The organism is Bacillus sp. FSL R5-0512 (genome assembly GCF_038593295.1).
Taxonomy (GTDB): Bacteria; Bacillota; Bacilli; order Bacillales; family Bacillaceae; genus Bacillus; species Bacillus safensis.
The window spans coordinates 3,424,799-3,445,492 of record NZ_CP151982.1 but is presented as its reverse complement, the minus strand read 5'-3'; the positions used below and the strand labels follow the sequence as shown (position 1 = coordinate 3,445,492).

Genomic DNA, 20,694 nt, shown 5'->3' with positions numbered 1-20,694 from the left:
TGATCTATCTCAATTCGGCATCATTTTCATCTGTTATCAATATTGATCAGATTTTACAATTGGTGTTAAATTAATCTCAATATGCGTTAGAAAATCTAACAATTAAATGTGTGGAGATATCTACAAGGAGGCAGATGCGACATGTTGACCTTAGATCGAGCAGCACAAACAGCACAAAGCTACATCCACCGTGTGTTAGAAGAGGTGGAAAAACGAAATCCCGGCGAGGAGGAGTTCCAGCAAGCCGTAAAAGAAATTCTGGAATCACTCGTCCCAGTTTTTGCGAAGCATCCAGAGTATGAAAAACAAGGCATTTTAGAACGGCTCATTGAGCCTGAGCGGCTTGTGGTATTTCGAGTGCCATGGGTAGACGATGAGGGCAAAGTACAAGTCAATCGAGGGTTTAGGGTTCAATTCAATAGTGCCATCGGTCCTTATAAAGGAGGCATTCGTTTCCATCCAACCGTCAATGCAAGCATTATCAAGTTTTTAGGGTTTGAACAAATCTTTAAAAACGCACTGACTGGTATGCCGATTGGCGGAGGGAAAGGCGGATCGGATTTTGATCCTAAAGGGAAGTCTGATGGAGAAATCATGCGTTTCGTTCAAAGCTTTATGAGTGAACTCGGCCGATATATTGGACCTGATCAAGATGTGCCAGCAGGTGATATTGGTGTAGGAGCACGCGAAATTGGCTATATGTTCGGACAGTACAAGAAAATGCGCGGTGCTTATGAAGCAGGTGTACTCACGGGGAAAAGCCCTGGATTCGGAGGCAGCTTAGCGAGAAAAGAGGCGACAGGCTACGGACTGGTGTACTTCATGGAGGAAATGCTGAAAGCACATGGGCTCCAATTTGAAGGACGTTCTGTTGTTGTGTCGGGCTCAGGAAATGTGTCTATCTATGCAATGGAAAAGGTAATCGAATTAGGCGGTAAGGTTGTGGCTTGCAGTGATTCAAGCGGAGCGATTTATGATCCTCAAGGGATTACACTTGAGACGATCAAACAGCTCAAGGAAGTCGAGAATCAGCGGATTGGGGCATACATAGACATTCACCCACATGCTGAATTAATTGAAGATTGCGAACAAATTTGGTCCGTTCCTTGTGATATTGCGCTGCCATGTGCAACACAAAATGAAATATCAGAGGCGCATGCACAGCAGCTTGTGGCAAATGGTGTCATCGCTGTAGGAGAAGGAGCCAATATGCCATCCACTCTTAAGGCGGTCAAAGTATTTGAAGAGAATCGTATTTTGTTTGCGCCGGCAAAAGCGGCGAATGCTGGCGGAGTAGGTGTATCAGCATTGGAAATGGCACAAAACAGTGCAAGAATATCTTGGACATTTGAAGAAGTAGATGCTCAGCTGAAACAAATGATGCAGTCTATTTATCGTCAGTGTACAGAGACAGCAGACGAATATGGACACTCAGGAAACATCATGGTTGGAGCAAATATTGCAGGATTTCGTAAGGTGGCAGATGCCATGATCGCACAAGGCGTGATTTAACTCCTGCTCTCCCGCACCTGTTTATTTCATGACAAGATGGGGAATCGTCCTTTAAGAATGACAATAAGGAGGCGCGGGAGAAATGAAAAAATGGCTGAAACAAATTGTCAAATGGGCACCTGTGATTTATCCAGTGGTGAGAAAAATATATAAAGAGCGAAAAGCATCTAAACGTCGTAACGTATCAGCCGGATAATCCGGCTTTTTTTTTTGCAAACATACAGAGCCTGTGTTGTAAGAAAAAAATAATAGAATCGAATGATCTATTTTCTCCCTCTCTCCGTTAAGTACATAACAAACGGAAAGAGGAGGAAATAAAAGATGAACATGAAGAAAGCAATGTTAACCATTCCACTGAGCGCAGCGTTATTATTCCCAGCGGCTCATATCGCAAGTGCACACGAAGGACATATGCATGGGGAGGCGAAGAAGACGTCTTCGTCACAAGAGGTGTCAAATAAAGCCACAGATCTTCGAGCAGCACTAGATCAGTTGTTTTCAGAGCATGCCTATTTAGCAGTGATCACAATGCAAAAGGGAATTGACGGCAGTAAAGACTTCGATCAAGCAGCGGCGGCTTTAAATGACAACACGAATGACTTATCAGATGCAATTGCCTCTGTGTATGGAAAAAAAGCAGGCAAACAATTCAAGGACATTTGGTCAAGTCATATCGGCTACTTTGTTGACTATGTACAAGCCACAGCGAAAAAAGATAATGCAGGTAAAAAGAAAGCGATGAAGCAGCTTGATCAATATCGAATGAAACAAGCCGATATGCTCGATCAAGCAACAGACGGCAGACTGAAAGCAAGTGAGCTTGAAGAAGGCTTGAAGATGCATGTGAATGAACTGCTAAAAGCGTTTGACAGCTATACTGAAAAGGATTTTGATACGACCTATGAAACGGTTAGAAAATCCATTCATCATATGTTTGAGGTAGGAAAAGGCGTGTCATGGGCCATCACAGATCAATTTCCTGGGAAATTTGATCAAAAGTCAGTGGATACACCAGCAGCGGATCTTCGTGAAGATTTAAACTACTTGTTCTCAGAGCATTTGGCACTCGCGGTAGTTGCCATGCAAAAAGGAAATGATGGCAGTAAGGACTTTAAACAGGCAGCAGCGGCTTTAAATGAAAACACAAATGATTTATCTGCTGCGATTGCATCTGTTTATGGTAAGGATGCAGGCAAACAATTCAAAGATATTTGGTCAAGCCATATCGGCTATTTAGTTGATTATGTCAAAGCGGATGCATCAGGGAATCAACAAGCAAAAGAAAAGGCTGTCAAAGATTTAGATGCGTATCGAATGAAGCAAGCGAAATTCCTAGATCAAGCGACAGATGGACGTTTAAAGGCAGCTGATTTAGAGGCTGGTTTGAAAACACATATTGATGAGCTGATCAAAACATATACGTCTTACCATAATGGCGAATATGATCAGCTTTATCCGACAGTGAGAGAGGCTTATGGTCATATGTTCATGGTTGGTCAGGATGTCGCAGCAGCGATTGTTGATCAGCATCCTGAGCTGTTCAAATCCAATATGCCTAATGAAATGCCGAAAACAGGTATGGGAGGCACAGCCGGTCCTTTAGGCATGTCCTATGAAGCATTTGCGGGTATGATCGCAAGTTTAATTCTAGCAGGCAGTGCATTTTTCCTCATTCGCCGTAAGGCATCAAATTCTAACTCATAAAGACAGATGGGAACGTGCACAATCGTGCCGTTCCTTTCTTCAAAAGGAGGCCGGCTTAGATGAAGAATTGGCTGCTCAGTATTCTTTCGCTTCTCATCATCACAGGCTGTTCATCACCGTCAAAGGATGATTCGTCATCCTCAAAAAACATATCTGCTTCTAAGGAAATGACTACACATCAAGCTGAGAAACAGAACCACTCACACGATACATTAAAAGACGAGCCGTCTGGCATTGTACCAGCTGAAATCGCCATTCCCGCTATTGATGTCAAAGCAAAAGTGGAGAAAACATCTTTATCAAATGATGGCAGTATGGGTGTTCCTCAGGATACAGACAACACCGCTTGGTTTGAAGATGGTCCAAAGCCGGGAGATAAAGGAAATGCCGTCATGAATGGCCATGTAGATAATAAATGGGGGCCATCGGTTTTTTATCGATTAAAGGAGCTAAAAAAGGGAGACAAGGTGGTCGTCACGTCCTCATCAGGAAAAAAGCGAAGCTTTGAAGTCATAAAAGTAAGAAGCTATCCGCGTGAAGAGAAGCCCAATGCGTTTTTTGGATACGCCTTTACACGGAATCTCAATTTAATCACTTGTACAGGGACCTTTGATCATGCAGCAGGTACGCATGAAAAAAGATTGGTTGTCTTTACCGAGCTGATCTCTTCATAAAGAAGGCGGATACACGAAGGTGTACGCCTTTTTTTCGTGGTTTTCGCAAGTATCTTTCAAAAAGATTCATAGGACATTAGATATGGTTAGTTGTATAAATAGGGGCATTTGTCATATAAATGAGTTGGCAATTTTTATTTCTTTTCAGTAGAATATGAGTAATGAAGAGAACTGCAAGCGGATACAACCTGTCCAGACAAGGCAGATTCTCCACCCCTACATAAGGAGGCCGATCTGATGCTGAGTAAAAGACTGGCGCACATCTTAAGTCAGCTCATGGCAGCTGAGACCCCGCTCACCAGCGCTGCACTTTCTGCCAGTTTACAAGTGACAAGCCGCACCATTCGTACAGACATAAAGGAACTGAACGACCGCCTTGCCCCTTACCTAGCGGCTGTAACAGCTGTTAGAGGAGCTGGTTATGAGCTGCTGATCAACGATGAGAATGCCTTTCGCCGTTTTATGAAGGAGGAGGTCGAGCAGGAAGAGCCGCTTGCTGTGCTGCCAGAGGAGCGTGTTCGGTTTATTTTAAAAAGGCTTCTTTTGGCAGAATCCTATGTGAAGCTGGAGGATTTACAGGAGCAGCTGTTTATTAGTAAATCAACGATGAGCAACGATGTGAAATCGGTCAAACGTAAGCTGGAGCCCTTTGATCTGAAGCTGGAAGCGAAGCCTAGCAAAGGCTGCCGAATCAAGGGATCAGAGATGAAAATCCGTTATTGTATGTCAGAATATTTATTCAATGAACGTCGTTCTTATCAAACGATGCTGAACACAGCTGTTACTATTTTGCCAAAGCATGAACTCGAATTGATTCAGAAAACAATGATCAATTATATCAATGAGGAAGGTATGAATCTATCAGACATTTGCATGAATAATTTAATCGTTCATGTTGCCATTGCCTGCAAACGAATTAGACACGGAAACTATGTATCTGTTCTTCCAGAGGAAATCAGCGAAATTCCGCGGGCAAAGGAATATAAGGTCGCTAAAAAAATGGTGGAGCGTCTTGAAGGGCTGCTGGATGTCTCATTTCCACAAGAGGAAATTGTCTATATCACCATTCATTTGCTAGGAACAGCCAAAATGGTACAGTCCTTTTCCTCGAGCGGTCAAAAACAAATTGTAGATGATGACACGAGCCGGCTTGTACAGCTCATGCTGAAGGCCATTGATCAAAAACTGCAGCTTGATTTAGCCGGTGATACGGAACTAATGATTGGACTCAGTCTGCACTTAAAGCCTGCCATCAACCGATGTAAATATGGAATGAACTTAAGAAATCCGATGCTTGATGAAATAAAAGCGGGGTATCCCCTTGCTTTTGAAGCGGGGATTATCGCCAGCAGGGTCCTTGAAGAAGAGGAAGGGCTGAGTATTCATGAGAACGAAATCGGATATATGGCGCTTCACTTTGGTGCGGCTTTAGAGCGGAGGAAAATGGAGATCCCGCCGAAGCGGTGTCTTATTGTCTGTGCGTCTGGTGCAGGGAGTGCAAGGCTGCTGCAGGATCGTTTGCGGTCACAATTTGGGTCAAAGCTGACCATTTTAGGAACAGCAGAGCTATATTCGCTGCCGCATGTCTCTTTGCATGCCCTGGATTTGATTATTACAACGATCCCAATTCATATGGATTTACCGGTTCCAGTCATTCAAGTGAACACCATATTGGGAGGCGGTGATTTTTTAAAAATTGAAGAAGCTCTGACGAGTGAAACAAGGGTGACATTGGCCTCTCAATATATGAAAAAGGAATTGGTTTTTACAAAACGAGCTTTTCACACAAAGGAAGAGGTCATCACCTTTTTAACGCAAAAAGTCATCGATATGGGCTTAGCGCCAGCTGAACTCACACCATCTGTCATGGAAAGAGAAGAGGCTGCTCCAACCTCTTTCGGACATTATACAGCGATTCCGCACCCGATGACGCCGCTGACAGATGAGACGTTTTGGGCGATATGTACATTAGAAAAACCAATCATTTGGGGAGAGAAAAAAGTTCAATTTGTCTGCCTGCTTTGTGTCGAAAAAGAGAATGCCAAAGATTTAAAAGGCATGTACCGCCTGCTGGGAGAGCTTGTGCATAATGTGAAATTCATTCAGCATCTGATCGCCTGTGATACATTTGAAGACATGCTTGATATCATGTATAAAAAGGTTCCTTCGTACAAGAACTAACTGTGTGATATTAACTTTTTCCGCTTCCTAAAGGAAAAAGTATGGGTGTTTATGAAAGCGGTTTCATAATATGATGAAAGTGTAAAGAATAGCTTCACACTTTGAAAAGGGGGCGTTTACACATGAACATCTTATTGGTTTGCGCAGCAGGTATGTCCACAAGCTTACTTGTCACAAAAATGGAGAAAAGCGCACAAGAACAAGGAAAAGAATATCGTATTTGGGCAGTATCAGGAGATTCTGCGAAAAATCATATTGATCAAGCCGATGTGCTTTTATTAGGACCTCAGGTTCGATATTTATTACCACAAATGAAAAAGCTCGGAGAAGAAAAAGGAATCCCAGTAGACGTGATTAATACTGTGCATTATGGCGTTTGTAATGGCGCTGAGGTTTTAAAATCTGCTGAACAGTTAGTGAACGGATAAAGGGGGCGGAGGGGATGAATGGATTCAACCGATTTCTAGAAGAGAAGGTCATGCCGTTTGCAGGGAAGATTGCCGCTCAAAGACATTTACAAGCATTGCGTGACGGAATTGTTTTAACGATGCCTCTCATTATTGTCGGTTCACTGTTTCTCATTTTAGCCAACCTTCCGATTCCAGGATACAGCGATTTTATGGCAAGTATCTTCGGAGCAGAATGGGCCACGAAACTATCCTATCCTGTTAATGCAACCTTTGACATTATGGCACTTGTTGCGACCTTCGGGATTGCTTACAGGCTTGCTGAAAAGTATGCCGTTGATGCGCTATCATCTGGTGCGATCGCTGTTGCGGCTTTCCTTTTGGCTACACCATATCAAGTACCTTTCACACCTGAAGGCTCAACAGAAGCTATTCTAGTAGGCGGGGGAATTCCTGTCACACTGATGGGCAGTAAAGGTTTATTCGTTGCCATGATTATTGCCATGCTTTCAACCGAAATTTACCGCTTCATTGTACAGCGGAACATTGTTATCAAAATGCCTGATGGTGTACCGCCAGCAGTCAGTAAATCGTTTATTGCACTTATTCCAGGTTTTGTGGTCATCACCCTGATCTGGGTCGCTAGACTTGTGATTGAGATGACACCTTTTGAGAGTATTCATAATATCATCACGGTCTTAATTGGCACACCGCTATCGATTCTTGGTGGCAGCTTAGGCGGCAGTATTGTTGCGATGGGTGTGCAAATGCTCCTCTGGGCATGTGGTATTCACGGAGCAACCATTGTCGGCGGCGTCATGGGGCCAATTTGGCTCGGTGCAATGGATGAGAACCGTCTTGCATTCCAAGCAGGAGAAGTACTGCCGAATATTTTCACAGCGCAGTTCTTTGAAATCTTCATCAACGTCGGCGGAAGCGGCGCAACGCTTGCATTGGTGCTGACCATGATCTTACGTGCCAGAAGTAAACAAATGAAACAGCTTGGCCGCCTTGCCATTGGGCCAGCCATCTTTAACATCAACGAACCAATCATTTTTGGAATGCCGATTGTCATGAACCCAATGCTCCTCATTCCGTTTATCCTTACGCCAATCATGATGATCATCACCACATATATCGGAATGAGTACAGGGCTTGTGGCAAAACCAGCCGGGATTGCTGTCCCATGGACCATGCCGCCAATCATTTCAGGCTATCTCGCCACAGGAGGCAAAATCTCTGGTGCTGTCATGCAGCTGATTAACCTTGCGCTGTCATTTGCTCTATACTACCCATTCTTTAGAATGTGGGATAAGCAGAAATTGAAAGAAGAAAGTGAGCTAGAAACAAAAGCATCAACTGATGAAAATGTCGTCAGCATGTAATAGAGGGAACAAGGGGGATGCGGCCGATGGAAATGGAACAAATTGTGTTTCAACTCATCCTGCACGGCGGAAATGGCAGAAGCTCCGCGATGGAGGCCATTACATGTGCAAAACAAGGAAACTTTGATGAGGCGAAGCAAAAATTGCAGGACGCACAAGACGCGTTAAATGAGGCGCATCACGCACAGACAGAGCTGATCCAAGGAGAAATCAGGGGCGAAAAGACGGATATTAGTCTCTTAATGATTCATGCGCAGGATCATCTCATGAACGCAATGACCGTCAAGGAGCTCGCAGCAGAAATCATCGAGCTCCATGAAAAAATGAAGCAACTCGGAGGTGTCAATTCATGAAAGATGGAATCAAAATTGTCACAATAGGCGGTGGATCGAGCTATACACCTGAGCTCGTCGAAGGGTTTATTAAACGATATCAGGAATTGCCTGTAAAGGAATTATGGCTTGTGGATATTGAAGCGGGTCAGGAAAAGTTAAACATCGTAGGCGCTCTGGCGAAACGTATGGTTGAAAAAGCAGGTCTGCCGATTGAGGTACACCTGACTCTTGATCGCCGGGAGGCCTTGAAGGACGCAGATTTTGTGACGACACAATTTCGTGTAGGACTGCTGGAAGCACGGGCAAAGGATGAGAGAATACCGCTTAAATACGGCGTCATCGGTCAGGAAACGAACGGACCAGGCGGTTTATTTAAAGGCCTTCGGACCATCCCAGTCATTCTAGACATTGTGAAGGATATGGAAGAGCTTTGCCCAGACGCATGGCTTGTGAACTTTACAAATCCAGCCGGCATGGTCACAGAAGCTGTTTTACGCTACACGAATCTAAAAAAAGTGGTCGGTCTATGCAATGTGCCGATTGGGATCAAAATGGGGATTGCCAAAGCGCTTGATGTGGACGTTGAACGCATCGAGGTACAGTTTGCCGGTCTCAATCACATGGTCTATGGATTAGACGTATATTTAGACGGGGTCAGCATTATGGATCAAGTGCTTGATGAACTAGGAAATCCAAACAGCCAGTGGTCCATGAAAAACATTGAAGCGAAAAACTGGGAGCCTTCTTTTGTGAAAGGATTAGGGGTCATCCCATGTCCGTATCACCGCTATTACTATAAAACGAAAGATATGCTGGAAGAAGAGCAAAAGGCGGCTCAAGAGAAAGGAACACGAGCAGAGGTTGTGCAGCAGGTCGAGCAGGAATTATTTGAGCTTTATAAAGATCCTGATTTGTCGATTAAACCACCGCAGCTCGAAAAAAGAGGCGGGGCCTATTACAGCGATGCGGCCTGTAACTTAATCAGCTCTATCTATAATGATAAGCACGACATTCAACCAGTCAATACAGTGAACAGAGGGGCGATTGCCAGCATTCCGGCTGAATCAGCGGTTGAAGTAAACTGTATCATTACAAAGGACGGACCAAAACCAATCGCGATAGGTGATCTGCCTGTAGCTGTAAGAGGACTCGTTCAACAAATCAAATCATTCGAGCGTGTGGCAGCAGAAGCGGCTGTGACTGGAGATTACGAGACGGCTCTTGTGGCGATGACCATCAACCCGCTCGTCCCATCTGACGACATTGCAAAGCAAATTTTAGACGAAATGCTCGAAGCGCATCGTGAGCATTTACCGCAATTCTTCAAATCAGTCAATGCTTAACACTAACACATAATGGCCCCTTTAATGGGGTCATTTTTTTGATTGCCCCATATGGAAACTGGAGAAAGAAGTGTATGATTAGAAAAAACAGCATGTATGGCTTCAAAGAAAGGACTGTTGGAATATGGTTGCAATTGGTTTAATGTTTTACGGGTTTGTCGTACAGCCTGTCATGAGTTATGGTACAGTGATCTTGTTTTTGTATGGCCTTATTGCTTCATTTGTTGGCCTCATTCGGCATAAGGAATATGTGTGGATCTATGTTCTCCGCCTGCTCGTTTGTTTTACCATTCCTGTGACCAATCTGTTGATGTATTTTGCAACGATTGGAGGAGATGCAAGAAAATTTGATTTCCAGCCAATGCCGCTTGTTTATTATCTTGTCTTTATCCTAGAAATCATGATCATCTTTTTGCCAGAGATCTTTTTACTGATCGAAAAAAAGCGGAGCATCAAAAGGAAACAGTGGATATACGCAGGGGCGATTGTTGGGGTATCGGTCTTGTTTTGGTGCACGATTTGATGGGAAGAGACGGGTCAACTAAGTCTATTTCGCTTTTGTTTCTGTAACTTCTTTCGTCGGACCTTTACAAAAGAGATGGAAAGAGCAAGGATAGAGATTCCAAGAGCCTTAAATAAAAACCGGGTGAGGAAAGGTGAATCGTCGAAACCAGTGGCGACGATCATCGATCCGATGCAGATTCCAAAGAACGCTAGTAGATAAGTAAAAAACATACCATCACTCCCCTTTATTCATGTGTATTTACCATTATAAGGGATAAAAGAGAGGTAAATAAACAAAAAAGAACCCTTCATGATTGAAAGGTTCTTTTTATATGCTTATGCTTGCTTGACGACTGAGTCAACTTCAACTGTCCAGCCGAAGATGTCTGGCTGTGTCCCTTTTTGGATGCCAGTAATGGCTTCGTACAATTTCTTCGATACTTCGCCTGTTTGACCATTTTGGATCACATATGGCTGATCATGATAAATTAATTCCCCGACAGGAGAGATCACGGCTGCCGTTCCAGTTCCGAAAATTTCTTCAAGCTCGCCAGATTGATGTGCTTCAATTAACTCATCAATTGAAATTTTGCGCTCTGTTACTGGAATTCCCCAATGCTTTAACAGTTCAAGCACAGAGTTGCGTGTGATGCCTTCTAAAATGCTGCCGTTCAATTCAGGCGTCACGATTTCGCCATTGATTTTAAAGAAGATATTCATGCTGCCGACTTCTTCAATGTATTTTTTCTCGACCCCATCAAGCCAAAGAACCTGTGAAAATCCTTTCGTTTCAGCAACTTGCTGTGCTTTAAGGCTTGAGGCATAGTTTCCAGCTGTTTTGGCATTTCCTGTTCCACCCTTAACGGCACGGACAAACTCATTTTCAACTGCAATTTTGACCGGATGAATGCCTTCTTTATAGTATGATCCCACAGGAGATAAGATAATGAGCAGCTTATACGTGCTAGACGGTGCAACGCCTAAATACGGCTCAGTGGAAATAATGAATGGACGAATATACAAGGAAGTTCCCTCTGCATCAGGTACCCAATCCTTATCAATACGAATGAGTTCATTTAAGCCCTCTAATACTGTTTCTGTATCAATTTGCGGAATACACAGGCGGTCATTGGATCTGTTTAAGCGTTCCATGTTTTTTTCCGGACGGAATAAGAGAATTTTTTGATCCTCAGAAACATAAGCTTTCAAGCCTTCAAAAACAGATTGACCATAATGGTAGACCATCGACGCTGGGTCCATTGGAATGGCCTGATAAGGAATAATTCTTGGATCGTACCAGCCTTTATCAACTGAATAATCCATCACAAACATGTGATCTGTGAAGATTTTTCCGAATTCAAGTTGATCAGATTGAGGTTTTGGTTTTTTTGTTGAACTAAGTTCAACTCGGATGGGTTGTTTTGGCATTGTAAATCTCCTTGCTGTTTGATTATTTGAAAATTCTAATAATATGAAATAATTATGATTCTATTCTATACCTTCACAAAATATTAGCAATAGGTTTTCTGTAATTCAGACAAGAAAAATCTGTTAAAGCGCTTTCCTTCTCTCTGCTGTCAGTTTGGCTCATGTCACCCCTTTTAAAAAAGAAATAAAATCCAAATACAATATTAACTGATTAATCTGACAATTTAAAAACGAATGGTTTTCCTGTAAGATATTCTTTCAACCATACACCTTTTGACTAGTACATTGCAAGGGACATCGTCATATTTTAATCCTCTTTTTTTTAACCGATAAAGGAAGGAGAGAAGGGAAAGGAGCAAACAACAAGATGAAACGAGCGATACCAGGCATTTTACTCATTTTATTCATGACCGTCATCAGCTTTGGCTGTCAAGCGATGACAGATGAGGCTGGCGCTAAGCAAAGCACAGCCTATTACGTAGCGGTAAACGGAAGCGACAAAAACCCGGGAACAAAGCAAAAACCTTTCCGCACGCTGAAAAAAGCAGCAAGTATGGCGAAGGCTGGGGCAACCATTTACATGAGAGGCGGTACATACAAAGAAAAATTGATTGTCCGCCATTCAGGAACAAAGAAAGCACCCGTTGTCTTTCAAGCTTACGGAAAAGAAAAACCTGTGATTAGCGGGGCTTCCCTTAAAGGAAATCAAGCCGATGGAGGTCTTGTCACGATCGATCAAAAGAGCTACATCACCCTCAAAGGCCTGACTGTAGGACACCTTAAGACGAATAAAGAAGATTTGACACCAGTTGGTATTTTCATCAAAGGAAGCGGCAAAGGCGTCAAGCTGCTTAATAACCGAGTGTATGATATTCAGACGAAACATAAAAATGGAAATGCACATGGAATTGCTGTCTATGGGACAAAAGCTCCAGCAGCGATTGAAGACATTGAAATCAAAGGAAATACCGTTGAAAAATTAAAGCTAGGCTTCAGTGAAGCGCTTGTGCTAAATGGGAACGTGAAAAAGTTCCGTGTGACACATAATACGGTCCGGCACACTGATAATATTGGCATTGATTTAATTGGATTTGAGAACGTGGCCCCCTCTAAAAAGTATGATCAAGTTAGAAACGGTGTCGTCTCAAGAAACAAAGTATATGAGATTACGAGTGCAGGGAACCCAGCCTATGGCAGCGACATTTCTGCTGGCGGAATTTATGTTGATGGCGGAAAAGACATTGTGATCGATCATAACATCTCACATCACAATGACTTAGGGATTGAAGTCACAAGCGAACATAAAGGAAAAATGGCAGACCGCATCCGCATCGAACACAATCAAGTGTATTTGAACCGTTATACAGGCATTTCTATTGGCGGCTATGATAAGAAGCGTGGCGGTACAACCAATACGACGATCTCACATAATACTTTGTACAAAAATGACACAGCCGGTTTAGAAGGCGGTCAATTGCTGATGCAGTATCAAGCAGTGAACAATCGAATCACGAATAATATCATGACCGCTAGTGCCTCGCATTACTTAGTCGTGAATCTTTATCAAGTGAACCAAAAGAATACCTTCCAGAAGAACGTTTATGATGACCGCAAAGGTGCAAAAGCATCACAGTGGGTATGGCACGGGAAATGGCTGGAAGGCTACAAAACGTATCTCTCTAAAAGCGGTCAAGATAAAGGATCAGCACATCTGAACCCGCAATTTGTGAATGAGAAAAAATATGATTTCCGTCTGAAGAAATCATCACCTGCGAAGAAAATCATCGGAAGCTGATGATATTTTAGAAATTTTCAAAAAAGTCATTGACATTGATGTGACATCACATTAAAGTAAAGAAGACATTTCAACGAAAACAAATTTCATAACGGATCTCTTATCAAGAGAGGCAGAGGGACTGGCCCTATGACGCCCGGCAACCGTTTCTATTTTAGAAATTGGTGCTAATTCCTGCAAAGCTGTTACAGCTTTGACAGATAAGAGAGGAAGACTTCCCGATACATGTTTCATGCAACGGTGATCAAGCCTCTCTTTCCAAGAGAGGCTTTTTTTCGTCTCTTTTTTCAAATCAAATGCCTGTTTTACAGGCGTATTTCCACTTTTTTACCTAGTTTTCCGATGTGAAAAATCAAAACAACTTGAGGAGGAACAGCAATGAAGCGTAAGCATTTTACATCATGTCTTGTCTTATTAACGGCATTAACCATCCTATTAACAGGCTGCGGCACTGGATCAAGTGCAGGCTCAAAGGCAAATACGAAAGAAAAAGTCTCTTTTGACAATGTACCGAAGCGATTTGCAAAGGGACAGGGAGCAAAAATTAAAGTCATCCGCAAAATTGGAGGAGACGATCATACAGCTCAATTTTTAGCTGGAACCAAGGCAGAAGGTGAAGCACTCGGCTTTACGGTAGATGTCTACACCGCAAATGGAGATACAGCGAAGTTCCATGATGCCATCTCTCAGGCGCTTGAAGAAAATTATGATGGCTTTATCATCTCTCACGGGGACGACGAGGCGACAGTCGCTGATGTGAAAAAGATCACAGCGAAAGGCATTCCAGTTGTAGCATTTGATTCGAATCCTAAGCTGAAGGACATCAAAGGGGTCACAGTGACGTCTCAAGATGATGAGCAATTAGCGAAAAAATCATTAGATGCGCTCGTGTCTGATTTTAAAGGAAAAGCAAATATTGCGTACCTCTGGGTAGATGGATTCCCGCCAATGGTGAGACGAAATAAGGTCTATCAAGAAACGCTTAAACAACATTCAGGAATCAAGGAGCTTGACCGCTTTGGTATTGCCTCCTCTGATACGTCTGTTCAAACGCAAAATGCAGTAGCAGCCATGCTGAATAAGTATCCAAAGGGCAAGCTGGACGCTATTTTTGCCACATGGGATGCCTTTGCCATTGGGGCAGCAAGAGCGTTAAAGGAAGCAGGAAGAACAGAAGTGAAGATTTATGGGATTGATGTATCAAATGCGGATCTTCAAGAAATGACGGCGAAGGACAGTCCGTGGAAGTATACAGCAGCGGTTGATCCGAAGCTCATCGGCGCAGTCGACGTGAGGATTCTTGCGAAGAAAATAGCTGGTGAGAAAACACCGTCTTCCTATGACCTTGAGGCCTCTCTCATCTCGCAAAAGCAGCTTCAACAAGCAGGAAAAGCTATTAACATGGTCAATCTTGCAGACGAGGTGAAGGGATTCGGTTCATCGACTGCTTTTGAGGAAGATTGGATGAAGACCTTGAAGAAGCATTATACAAAATAAGCGACGTGCACTCTCTTTCCATAGAGGGTGTTTCGTTTTTCAGATGATATCAAGAGAAGGAGGACACCTATGACAGCGCCGCTTGTTCGTATGAAGAATATTTCAATTGAATTCCCAGGGGTCAAAGCGTTAGATCAAGTGAATTTCACATTAAAAAAAGGGACGGTCCATGCACTGATTGGAGCGAATGGAGCTGGGAAGTCAACGTTAATGAAGGTTCTTTCTGGCGCTCATTCACACTTCGACGGGACCATCTACATCAATGGCCAGGCGGCATCCATTCAAACCCCAAAGAATGCATCCTCATATGGTGTGCAGACGGTCCACCAAGAAGTGGATACGGCGCTTGTTCCCTACTTAAGTGTTGGTGAGAATATGATGATGCATGAGATTGAGAAAAAAACATTTGTCAGCTGGAAAGAGCTGCATCGCAAGGCGGCTCAGCTATTAAAAGAAATGGACATCGACATTTCCACAAAACGACTTGTCAGCGATCTGACCCTTGCCGAAAAACAGATGGTGCTCATTGCCAAGGCTGTTTCCATTAAATGCAGCATTTTAATCTTAGATGAACCAACGGCTCCGCTTAGTCATGCAGAAACAAGCAAATTATTCTCAATGATTGATCGGTTGAAACAGAATGGGACGGGGATCGTGTTTATTTCTCACCGCATGCCTGAAATTTTCACCATCTGTGATGAATTGACTGTGATGCGAAATGGAACGGATGTCGCAGCTCACCTTGTCAAAGACACAAATCCGCAGCAGGTCATTGAAGAAATGCTAGGCGCACCATTAGAGGAGCAATTCCCGTCTCGCAGGCCACTGAAAGATGCACCTATTGTGCTTGAAGTGAAAGAGCTAAACGATCAACATAAATTAAACAACATTCACTTTTATGTCAAAAAAGGAGAAATTCTTGGGATCGCAGGACTTGTCGGTGCTGGTAAAACAGAATTGTGCAAAGCCCTTTTCGGTGCCTCAGAAAAAAAGACGGGGACCGTCCAGCTCCATGGTCAAACCATTCGCATCACTTCGCCTCATCAAGCTGTGAGAGCTGGAATGGCCCTTGTGCCTGAAGAGCGGAGAAAAGAAGGGATCCTGACCGAAGAGAGCGTGGGGTGGAACTTAACGGCTGCAAGTCTTCACTCATTTTCACGGATATTCAGCTTCTTACATCGTTCGAAGGAAAAGCAGGGAGCAGACGAAATCGTCAAACGACTTGGTGTCAAAACGCCGTCGCTTGAAGCAAAGGTGAAGCACCTATCGGGTGGAAATCAGCAGAAGGTTGCTATCGGAAAATGGCTGCTGGCTGAGGCAGATGTGTATCTCTTTGATGAACCAACCAAAGGTGTAGACGTTGGAGCGAAAAAAGATATTTTCACTTTGATTGCAGAGCTTGCTGCCCGCGGAAAATCTGTGATTTATGCGTCGAGTGAGCTGTCAGAGATTGCAGGTATCGCTGACCGAGTATACGTGTTATATGATGGCAGCATTACCCGGGAAATGACCGCACCGACGACTGAAGAGGAGCTTTTATATCATTCAACAGGAGGACAATCATGAGCGAACAACAAATTCCAGCCCCTGTGCAGCAAATCAAAAAACAGCGGCCATCCTTTCATCTGTTTGATTTCTTTTATCGATATGGCACAATCTTAACCATTGTTGTGTTGATTGTAATATTTGCGGCAGCGAATCCAGCGTTTTTGCAATCAGGAAATATCATCAATATTCTACGGTCTATCTCAATTGTGACCATCATTGCGGTGGGCTTAACCATCTCATTGGCAGTAAACGGCTTTGATTTATCAGTTGGATCAGTCGCTACGCTATCAAATGCGATTGTCATTTCTATGTTCGTATGGTTCTCGCAAAACCCACTGATTGCAATCCTCTCTGCACTAGCGGCTTCTATCATTGTTGGATTGATAAATGCATGGATGATCGTCAAAATGAAAATTCCAGATATGCTCATGACATTAGCCATGATGTTTATCATTCAAGGACTGGCTCAAACGTATACGAAAGGGGCGACCATTTCTGAAAATATGGTGCTGCCCGATGGTACGTTCTCAACGGGAACGATTCCTGCCTTTTTCAGCAAAATTGGACAGGTGCCATATATCATTCTCATTATGGCTGCCATTGTACTCTTTGCGCATGTTTTCATGACCTACACAAAGCACGGCCGATTCATGTACATCATCGGTGGGAATAAGGAAGCGGCTCGATTGTCTGGCATTCATGTGAACAAATACAAAATTGCGGCCTATCTGCTTTCTGCGTTATTTGCAGCGATCGGCGGTATCGTGCTGGCATCAAGGGTGATGACAGCAGAAATTAATGCGGGTGCACCATATTTAATGGATGGAGTAGCGGCTGCTTTTATCGGCTTTTCCGTCATGGGAGCAGGTAAGCCAAACGCATTTGGCACTTTTATCGGGGCTGTACTCATTGGTATTTTACAAAATGGGCTTGTGATGATGTCTGTCCCTTATTATGCAATGGATATTGTGAAAGGTTCTGTGCTGGCCCTTGCACTGGCGCTGACATATTACAAACAACGAGGCTAACTGCGTATTTTTTAAAACCATTCGAGTCCTCTCTCCGTCTAGTAAACGGAAAGCGGTGCAGCTGCCGTTTCCCAAAAGGAGATGACAAAAAGAAAATGAATATGTCAGCAACTCATGTAGAAGATTTGAAAAATGTCATGGAAGATTGGAAAAATGAACTATTAGTATATAAATTTGCGTTAGATGAAATTGATACAAAGTTTTCAATTATCAGCCAGGAGTATAATTTAATCCATGGACACAACCCAATAGAGCATACAAAATCACGAATTAAATCCTTTGAAAGCATCGTGAATAAACTAGCAAGAAAAGGATGCGACATCACGACACAATGTGCCAAGGAGCATATCCATGATATCGCAGGTGTCCGCATCATCTGTTCTTTTATTCAAGATATCTATAACATTATGGATGTATTGAGGCAAAGAGAGGATTTAAAGATCCTTGAAGTGAAGGACTACATTCAACATCCGAAACCAAATGGCTACAGAAGCCTTCATTTAATTGTTGAGATACCTGTCTACTTAACAAATCGTGTGGAGCATGTGAAGGTTGAGATTCAGGTGCGAACCATTGCGATGGATTTTTGGGCGAGTCTAGAGCATAAAATCTATTATAAACTGCATAACGATGTTCCTCATCAGCTGACTGATGAACTGAAGGAAGCCGCAGATATTGCCCATTACTTAGATGAAAAAATGCAGAATATTAAACGAGAAATTGATTAGCACATCAAAAAGCAGCTGTTTTGATCACAGCTGCTTTTTTTCATATTAAGGGTTGGTTCCACGGTCTCTCTTTTGAATAATATCTTGAGATTGTGCAGATTGGCTGTCTTTTTGAATGGAAGTACCAACAGAAACACCTGTTATCAAGAGGGTTAAAATCGCACTTGTGATGAGCCATTTCTTCATCATACATCACTCCATTTTCTTAACAAGTTTTCAAGGACAACGCCTTGTTTTTAAAATAAGAGGATTCTTCATGAAGCCCAAGATCCGTTAAGTAAGCTGCTGCATCCTGACAAATAGCTTCAAGGTCAACAAGGAAATTCATTGTTTCTAATTGATCGCAATAAGCCTTGATTTGCTCAATCATGTTGTCTGGCTGAATCATAAGTGTTTCTAAAATGGATAATTTAAGTGAAATGTTTCGTTGTTTTAAATTTTCTGCTTTTTGAAGTGAAAGCTGTACATAATAGTGGAACAAACCTGGCTTTTTCAGCTTAAATAGTGCTTTTGTGTAGGCGTACATGGCAAGTAAATAGCCGCCTGGAGAAGAAGTTTCGAATGATTCTATCATTAAAGCCTTTTCTAGAAGCGGCACAGCTTCATTGTATTCATTTCTTAGACTTTTAATAAAGGCTGCATTGCAATAAGCATGTCCAAGTAAATCTGGATCTTCCATCTGTTCTAGTGAATGAATCACTTCTTCGAACAGCAATTCTGCCTCATCATATTTCGACTGATCCGCATAATTCAAAGCAAGCATCATTTGACAGCTGATTGATTTTTTCACATAACATGGATCTGCGTCGTAAATAGATGAAGCCATCTTTAAGTGGTGGATGGAGAGAAGCGTGGACCTAATATTATAGTAAAGACACCCTGTTTTATAATGAAATTCGGCTTTTTCAATGTCATCGTGCACGAGATCTAATTTATCCTCGGCCAATTTTAAATGGTGAAATGCCGTATCCTGATTGCCTCTGCGCATTTCATACATCCCTTTAAAGAAATAGAAATAATAGCTGAGCATATCATCCGTACGGATGGCATTTTCATCAACAAAAAGACTATGATCTAATGAAGCTGTATCTTCTATTAGATCTTTAAAACGGTACTCTAGCAGTTGATAGTAAAGTAAGACGTCTTGATTTTCTTCCATTCGATCAAACGCTTGAAGAATGTCTTCTTTTAACTGGATGGCACCTTGTATCTCTCTTTTTTTCATCATGACATACCAATCATTGAGCATATTCGCTACATCAACGGACGACAAAACACCTGCTTCTGCCAATTCTTATCCTCCTTTCTTCATCTATCAATATCCGTTCTTCTGAATCAACTTCCCATATTCCAGTATCTTCTTATATTTTAAGCTCTCTCGTGCAGTTTGTAAAACATGTTTTTTGATGTAAATTCAACCAGTAGTGAAAGAAATAGGGAGACACCGCTCTTGTGTATACGCTTACATTTTTTCGGGTAAAAAGAGGGTTTTGGGAAAAATATATTACAATATCAATATAGAGAGGAAGCAAGTTGTTGAGTTTGCTTTCGTATGCAAGGGAGAAACATCATTTATCAAGGCGCTGCCTCGTTTTTTGTGAGATTATCTCACATCATAATTGTGAATGACTCTTCTTTTAGAATAAAATGAGTTATTCGCAAAAAAGTAAAATTTAAAGAGACTATTGATCTAGAATTGTATGGATCTTTGGTATTGATAAAAAATATCACACACTATAGCTTTAGCGTGGTATAGTATTATTGTTATTGCGAATATTTAGACAAAACTGACAATGGGGGTCGTGTTTTATGAAGAAATCGATGTTATTGATCATGGGACTAATTGTTGTGCTTGTCATGGCAGCCTGTGGATCAAAATCGGACAGTGGTTCGGGAGAAGGCAAAGGCACATATAAAATCGGGATAGATACAACTTATCCGCCATTTGAATTTGAAAAGGGCGGTAAATATGAAGGGATAGACGTTGATTTAATTAATGCAATCGCGAAAGACCAAGGTTTCAAAGTGAAGCTTGAAGCCATGGACTTCTCAGGTATCATTCCAGCGATGCAGGCAGGACAGCTTGATGTTGGAATGGGCGGGATGAGTATTACAGATGAGCGTAAGAAGAAAGTAGATTTCTCAGATCCTTACTTCGACGCTGGACTGACAGTTGTTGTGAAAAAGGACAGCAGCATCAAATCTATTAATGATTTAAAGGGGAAAAAGCTAGCTGTTAAAAACGGAACGACTGGTGCAAAGTTCGCAGCTGATAACGCTGATAAATATGGGTATGAAGTCGTTCAATTTAATGACAGCCCATCTATGTTCCAGGAAGTATCAAACGGAAATGCAGATGCCTTAATTGAGGATTATCCTGTCATTACGTATGCGATCGCACAACAAGATTTAAAATTGAAAACAGTTGGAGACCGCTTGAATGGAGACCAGTATGGTATCTCTGTCATGAAGGGGAAAAACCAAGACCTATTGAAGAAGATCAATAAAGGCCTTGAGAACCTAAAGAAAAACGGTGAATATGACAAAATTATTGATAAATATTTGAAGTCATAACACAAGCGAGGCGCGCTCCGAGCGCGCTTTCTTTATGTGTCAGCCGTATGT

The 20,694-nt window shown here is 42.4% G+C and carries 19 protein-coding genes and 1 riboswitch; of the genes, 16 read left to right on the top strand and 3 right to left on the bottom strand.

The window, feature by feature from the left end; all coding sequences use genetic code 11:
• Positions 1-141 precede the first annotated feature (141 nt).
• The 10 genes from gdhA (at position 142) to NSQ25_RS17715 (ending at position 10,064) form a co-directional block, all read left to right on the top strand.
• A complete protein-coding gene (gdhA, locus tag NSQ25_RS17760) occupies positions 142-1,512 on the top strand; it encodes an NADP-specific glutamate dehydrogenase (protein WP_326135923.1) in 1,371 nt (456 codons plus the stop codon).
• Positions 1,513-1,594: 82 nt separating this feature from the next.
• Positions 1,595-1,708, top strand: a complete 114-nt coding sequence (locus NSQ25_RS17755; RefSeq protein WP_223250414.1) for a hypothetical protein — start codon at positions 1,595-1,597, stop codon at positions 1,706-1,708.
• A 125-nt stretch (positions 1,709-1,833) separates the two neighbouring features.
• A complete protein-coding gene (locus tag NSQ25_RS17750; protein WP_267527869.1) occupies positions 1,834-3,216 on the top strand; it encodes a copper amine oxidase in 1,383 nt (460 codons plus the stop codon).
• Positions 3,217-3,275: 59 nt separating this feature from the next.
• The gene (locus tag NSQ25_RS17745) at positions 3,276-3,890 is read left to right on the top strand and encodes a class F sortase (protein ID WP_041118214.1); all 615 of its coding nucleotides are present in this window, start codon (positions 3,276-3,278) and stop codon (positions 3,888-3,890) included.
• 237 nt (positions 3,891-4,127) lie between these two features.
• On the top strand, positions 4,128-6,071 hold the full coding sequence (locus tag NSQ25_RS17740) for a BglG family transcription antiterminator (protein WP_081125055.1): 1,944 nt from the start codon (positions 4,128-4,130) through the stop codon (positions 6,069-6,071).
• A 122-nt stretch (positions 6,072-6,193) separates the two neighbouring features.
• Positions 6,194-6,499: a PTS sugar transporter subunit IIB gene (locus NSQ25_RS17735; protein ID WP_024423869.1), complete on the top strand. Its 306-nt coding sequence runs from the start codon at positions 6,194-6,196 to the stop codon at positions 6,497-6,499.
• A 14-nt stretch (positions 6,500-6,513) separates the two neighbouring features.
• Complete coding sequence (celB, locus tag NSQ25_RS17730; RefSeq protein ID WP_024423868.1) at positions 6,514-7,863, top strand: PTS cellobiose transporter subunit IIC; 1,350 nt, start codon at positions 6,514-6,516, stop codon at positions 7,861-7,863.
• 26 nt (positions 7,864-7,889) lie between these two features.
• Entirely contained in the window at positions 7,890-8,216 is a 327-nt protein-coding gene (locus NSQ25_RS17725; RefSeq protein ID WP_024427495.1) for a PTS lactose/cellobiose transporter subunit IIA, read from the top strand.
• Positions 8,213-9,541: a 6-phospho-beta-glucosidase gene (locus tag NSQ25_RS17720; protein WP_326135922.1), complete on the top strand. Its 1,329-nt coding sequence runs from the start codon at positions 8,213-8,215 to the stop codon at positions 9,539-9,541. Before NSQ25_RS17725 ends, NSQ25_RS17720 begins: the two co-directional genes overlap by 4 nt.
• Positions 9,542-9,665: 124 nt before the next feature.
• Entirely contained in the window at positions 9,666-10,064 is a 399-nt protein-coding gene (locus NSQ25_RS17715) for a hypothetical protein (RefSeq protein WP_034281330.1), read from the top strand.
• Between the two features lie 317 nt (positions 10,065-10,381).
• Here NSQ25_RS17715 and NSQ25_RS17710 read toward each other — a convergent pair whose 3' ends face one another.
• The gene (locus NSQ25_RS17710) at positions 10,382-11,473 is read right to left on the bottom strand and encodes a branched-chain amino acid aminotransferase (RefSeq protein ID WP_024426445.1); all 1,092 of its coding nucleotides are present in this window, start codon (positions 11,471-11,473) and stop codon (positions 10,382-10,384) included.
• A 367-nt stretch (positions 11,474-11,840) separates the two neighbouring features.
• Here NSQ25_RS17710 and NSQ25_RS17705 point away from each other — a divergent pair, with 367 nt between their 5' ends.
• The 5 genes from NSQ25_RS17705 to NSQ25_RS17685 all read left to right on the top strand — a co-directional run bounded on the left by NSQ25_RS17705 (position 11,841) and on the right by NSQ25_RS17685 (position 18,069).
• Entirely contained in the window at positions 11,841-13,268 is a 1,428-nt protein-coding gene (locus NSQ25_RS17705) for a right-handed parallel beta-helix repeat-containing protein (protein ID WP_326135921.1), read from the top strand.
• A 97-nt stretch (positions 13,269-13,365) separates the two neighbouring features.
• Positions 13,366-13,475: riboswitch (SAM riboswitch) on the top strand.
• A gap of 171 nt (positions 13,476-13,646) precedes the next feature.
• Positions 13,647-14,765: a sugar ABC transporter substrate-binding protein gene (locus tag NSQ25_RS17700; RefSeq protein WP_217008661.1), complete on the top strand. Its 1,119-nt coding sequence runs from the start codon at positions 13,647-13,649 to the stop codon at positions 14,763-14,765.
• A 69-nt stretch (positions 14,766-14,834) separates the two neighbouring features.
• Complete coding sequence (locus NSQ25_RS17695; protein WP_326135920.1) at positions 14,835-16,331, top strand: sugar ABC transporter ATP-binding protein; 1,497 nt, start codon at positions 14,835-14,837, stop codon at positions 16,329-16,331.
• Complete coding sequence (locus NSQ25_RS17690) at positions 16,328-17,341, top strand: ABC transporter permease (RefSeq protein ID WP_034281325.1); 1,014 nt, start codon at positions 16,328-16,330, stop codon at positions 17,339-17,341. The genes NSQ25_RS17695 and NSQ25_RS17690 overlap by 4 nt, the downstream gene beginning before the upstream one ends.
• Before the next feature lie 95 nt (positions 17,342-17,436).
• The gene (locus tag NSQ25_RS17685) at positions 17,437-18,069 is read left to right on the top strand and encodes a GTP pyrophosphokinase family protein (RefSeq protein ID WP_326135919.1); all 633 of its coding nucleotides are present in this window, start codon (positions 17,437-17,439) and stop codon (positions 18,067-18,069) included.
• Positions 18,070-18,114: 45 nt separating this feature from the next.
• Here the strand turns inward: NSQ25_RS17685 and NSQ25_RS17680 are convergent, their stop codons facing one another.
• Positions 18,115-18,255: a hypothetical protein gene (locus NSQ25_RS17680; RefSeq protein ID WP_162860197.1), complete on the bottom strand. Its 141-nt coding sequence runs from the start codon at positions 18,253-18,255 to the stop codon at positions 18,115-18,117.
• 19 nt (positions 18,256-18,274) lie between these two features.
• Positions 18,275-19,360, bottom strand: a complete 1,086-nt coding sequence (locus NSQ25_RS17675; RefSeq protein ID WP_034281323.1) for a Rap family tetratricopeptide repeat protein — start codon at positions 19,358-19,360, stop codon at positions 18,275-18,277.
• Positions 19,361-19,878: 518 nt separating this feature from the next.
• On the opposite strand from NSQ25_RS17675, the gene NSQ25_RS17670 reads away from it, so the two are divergent.
• The gene (locus NSQ25_RS17670; protein WP_061110243.1) at positions 19,879-20,643 is read left to right on the top strand and encodes a transporter substrate-binding domain-containing protein; all 765 of its coding nucleotides are present in this window, start codon (positions 19,879-19,881) and stop codon (positions 20,641-20,643) included.
• The last annotated feature ends 51 nt before the right edge of the window (positions 20,644-20,694 follow it).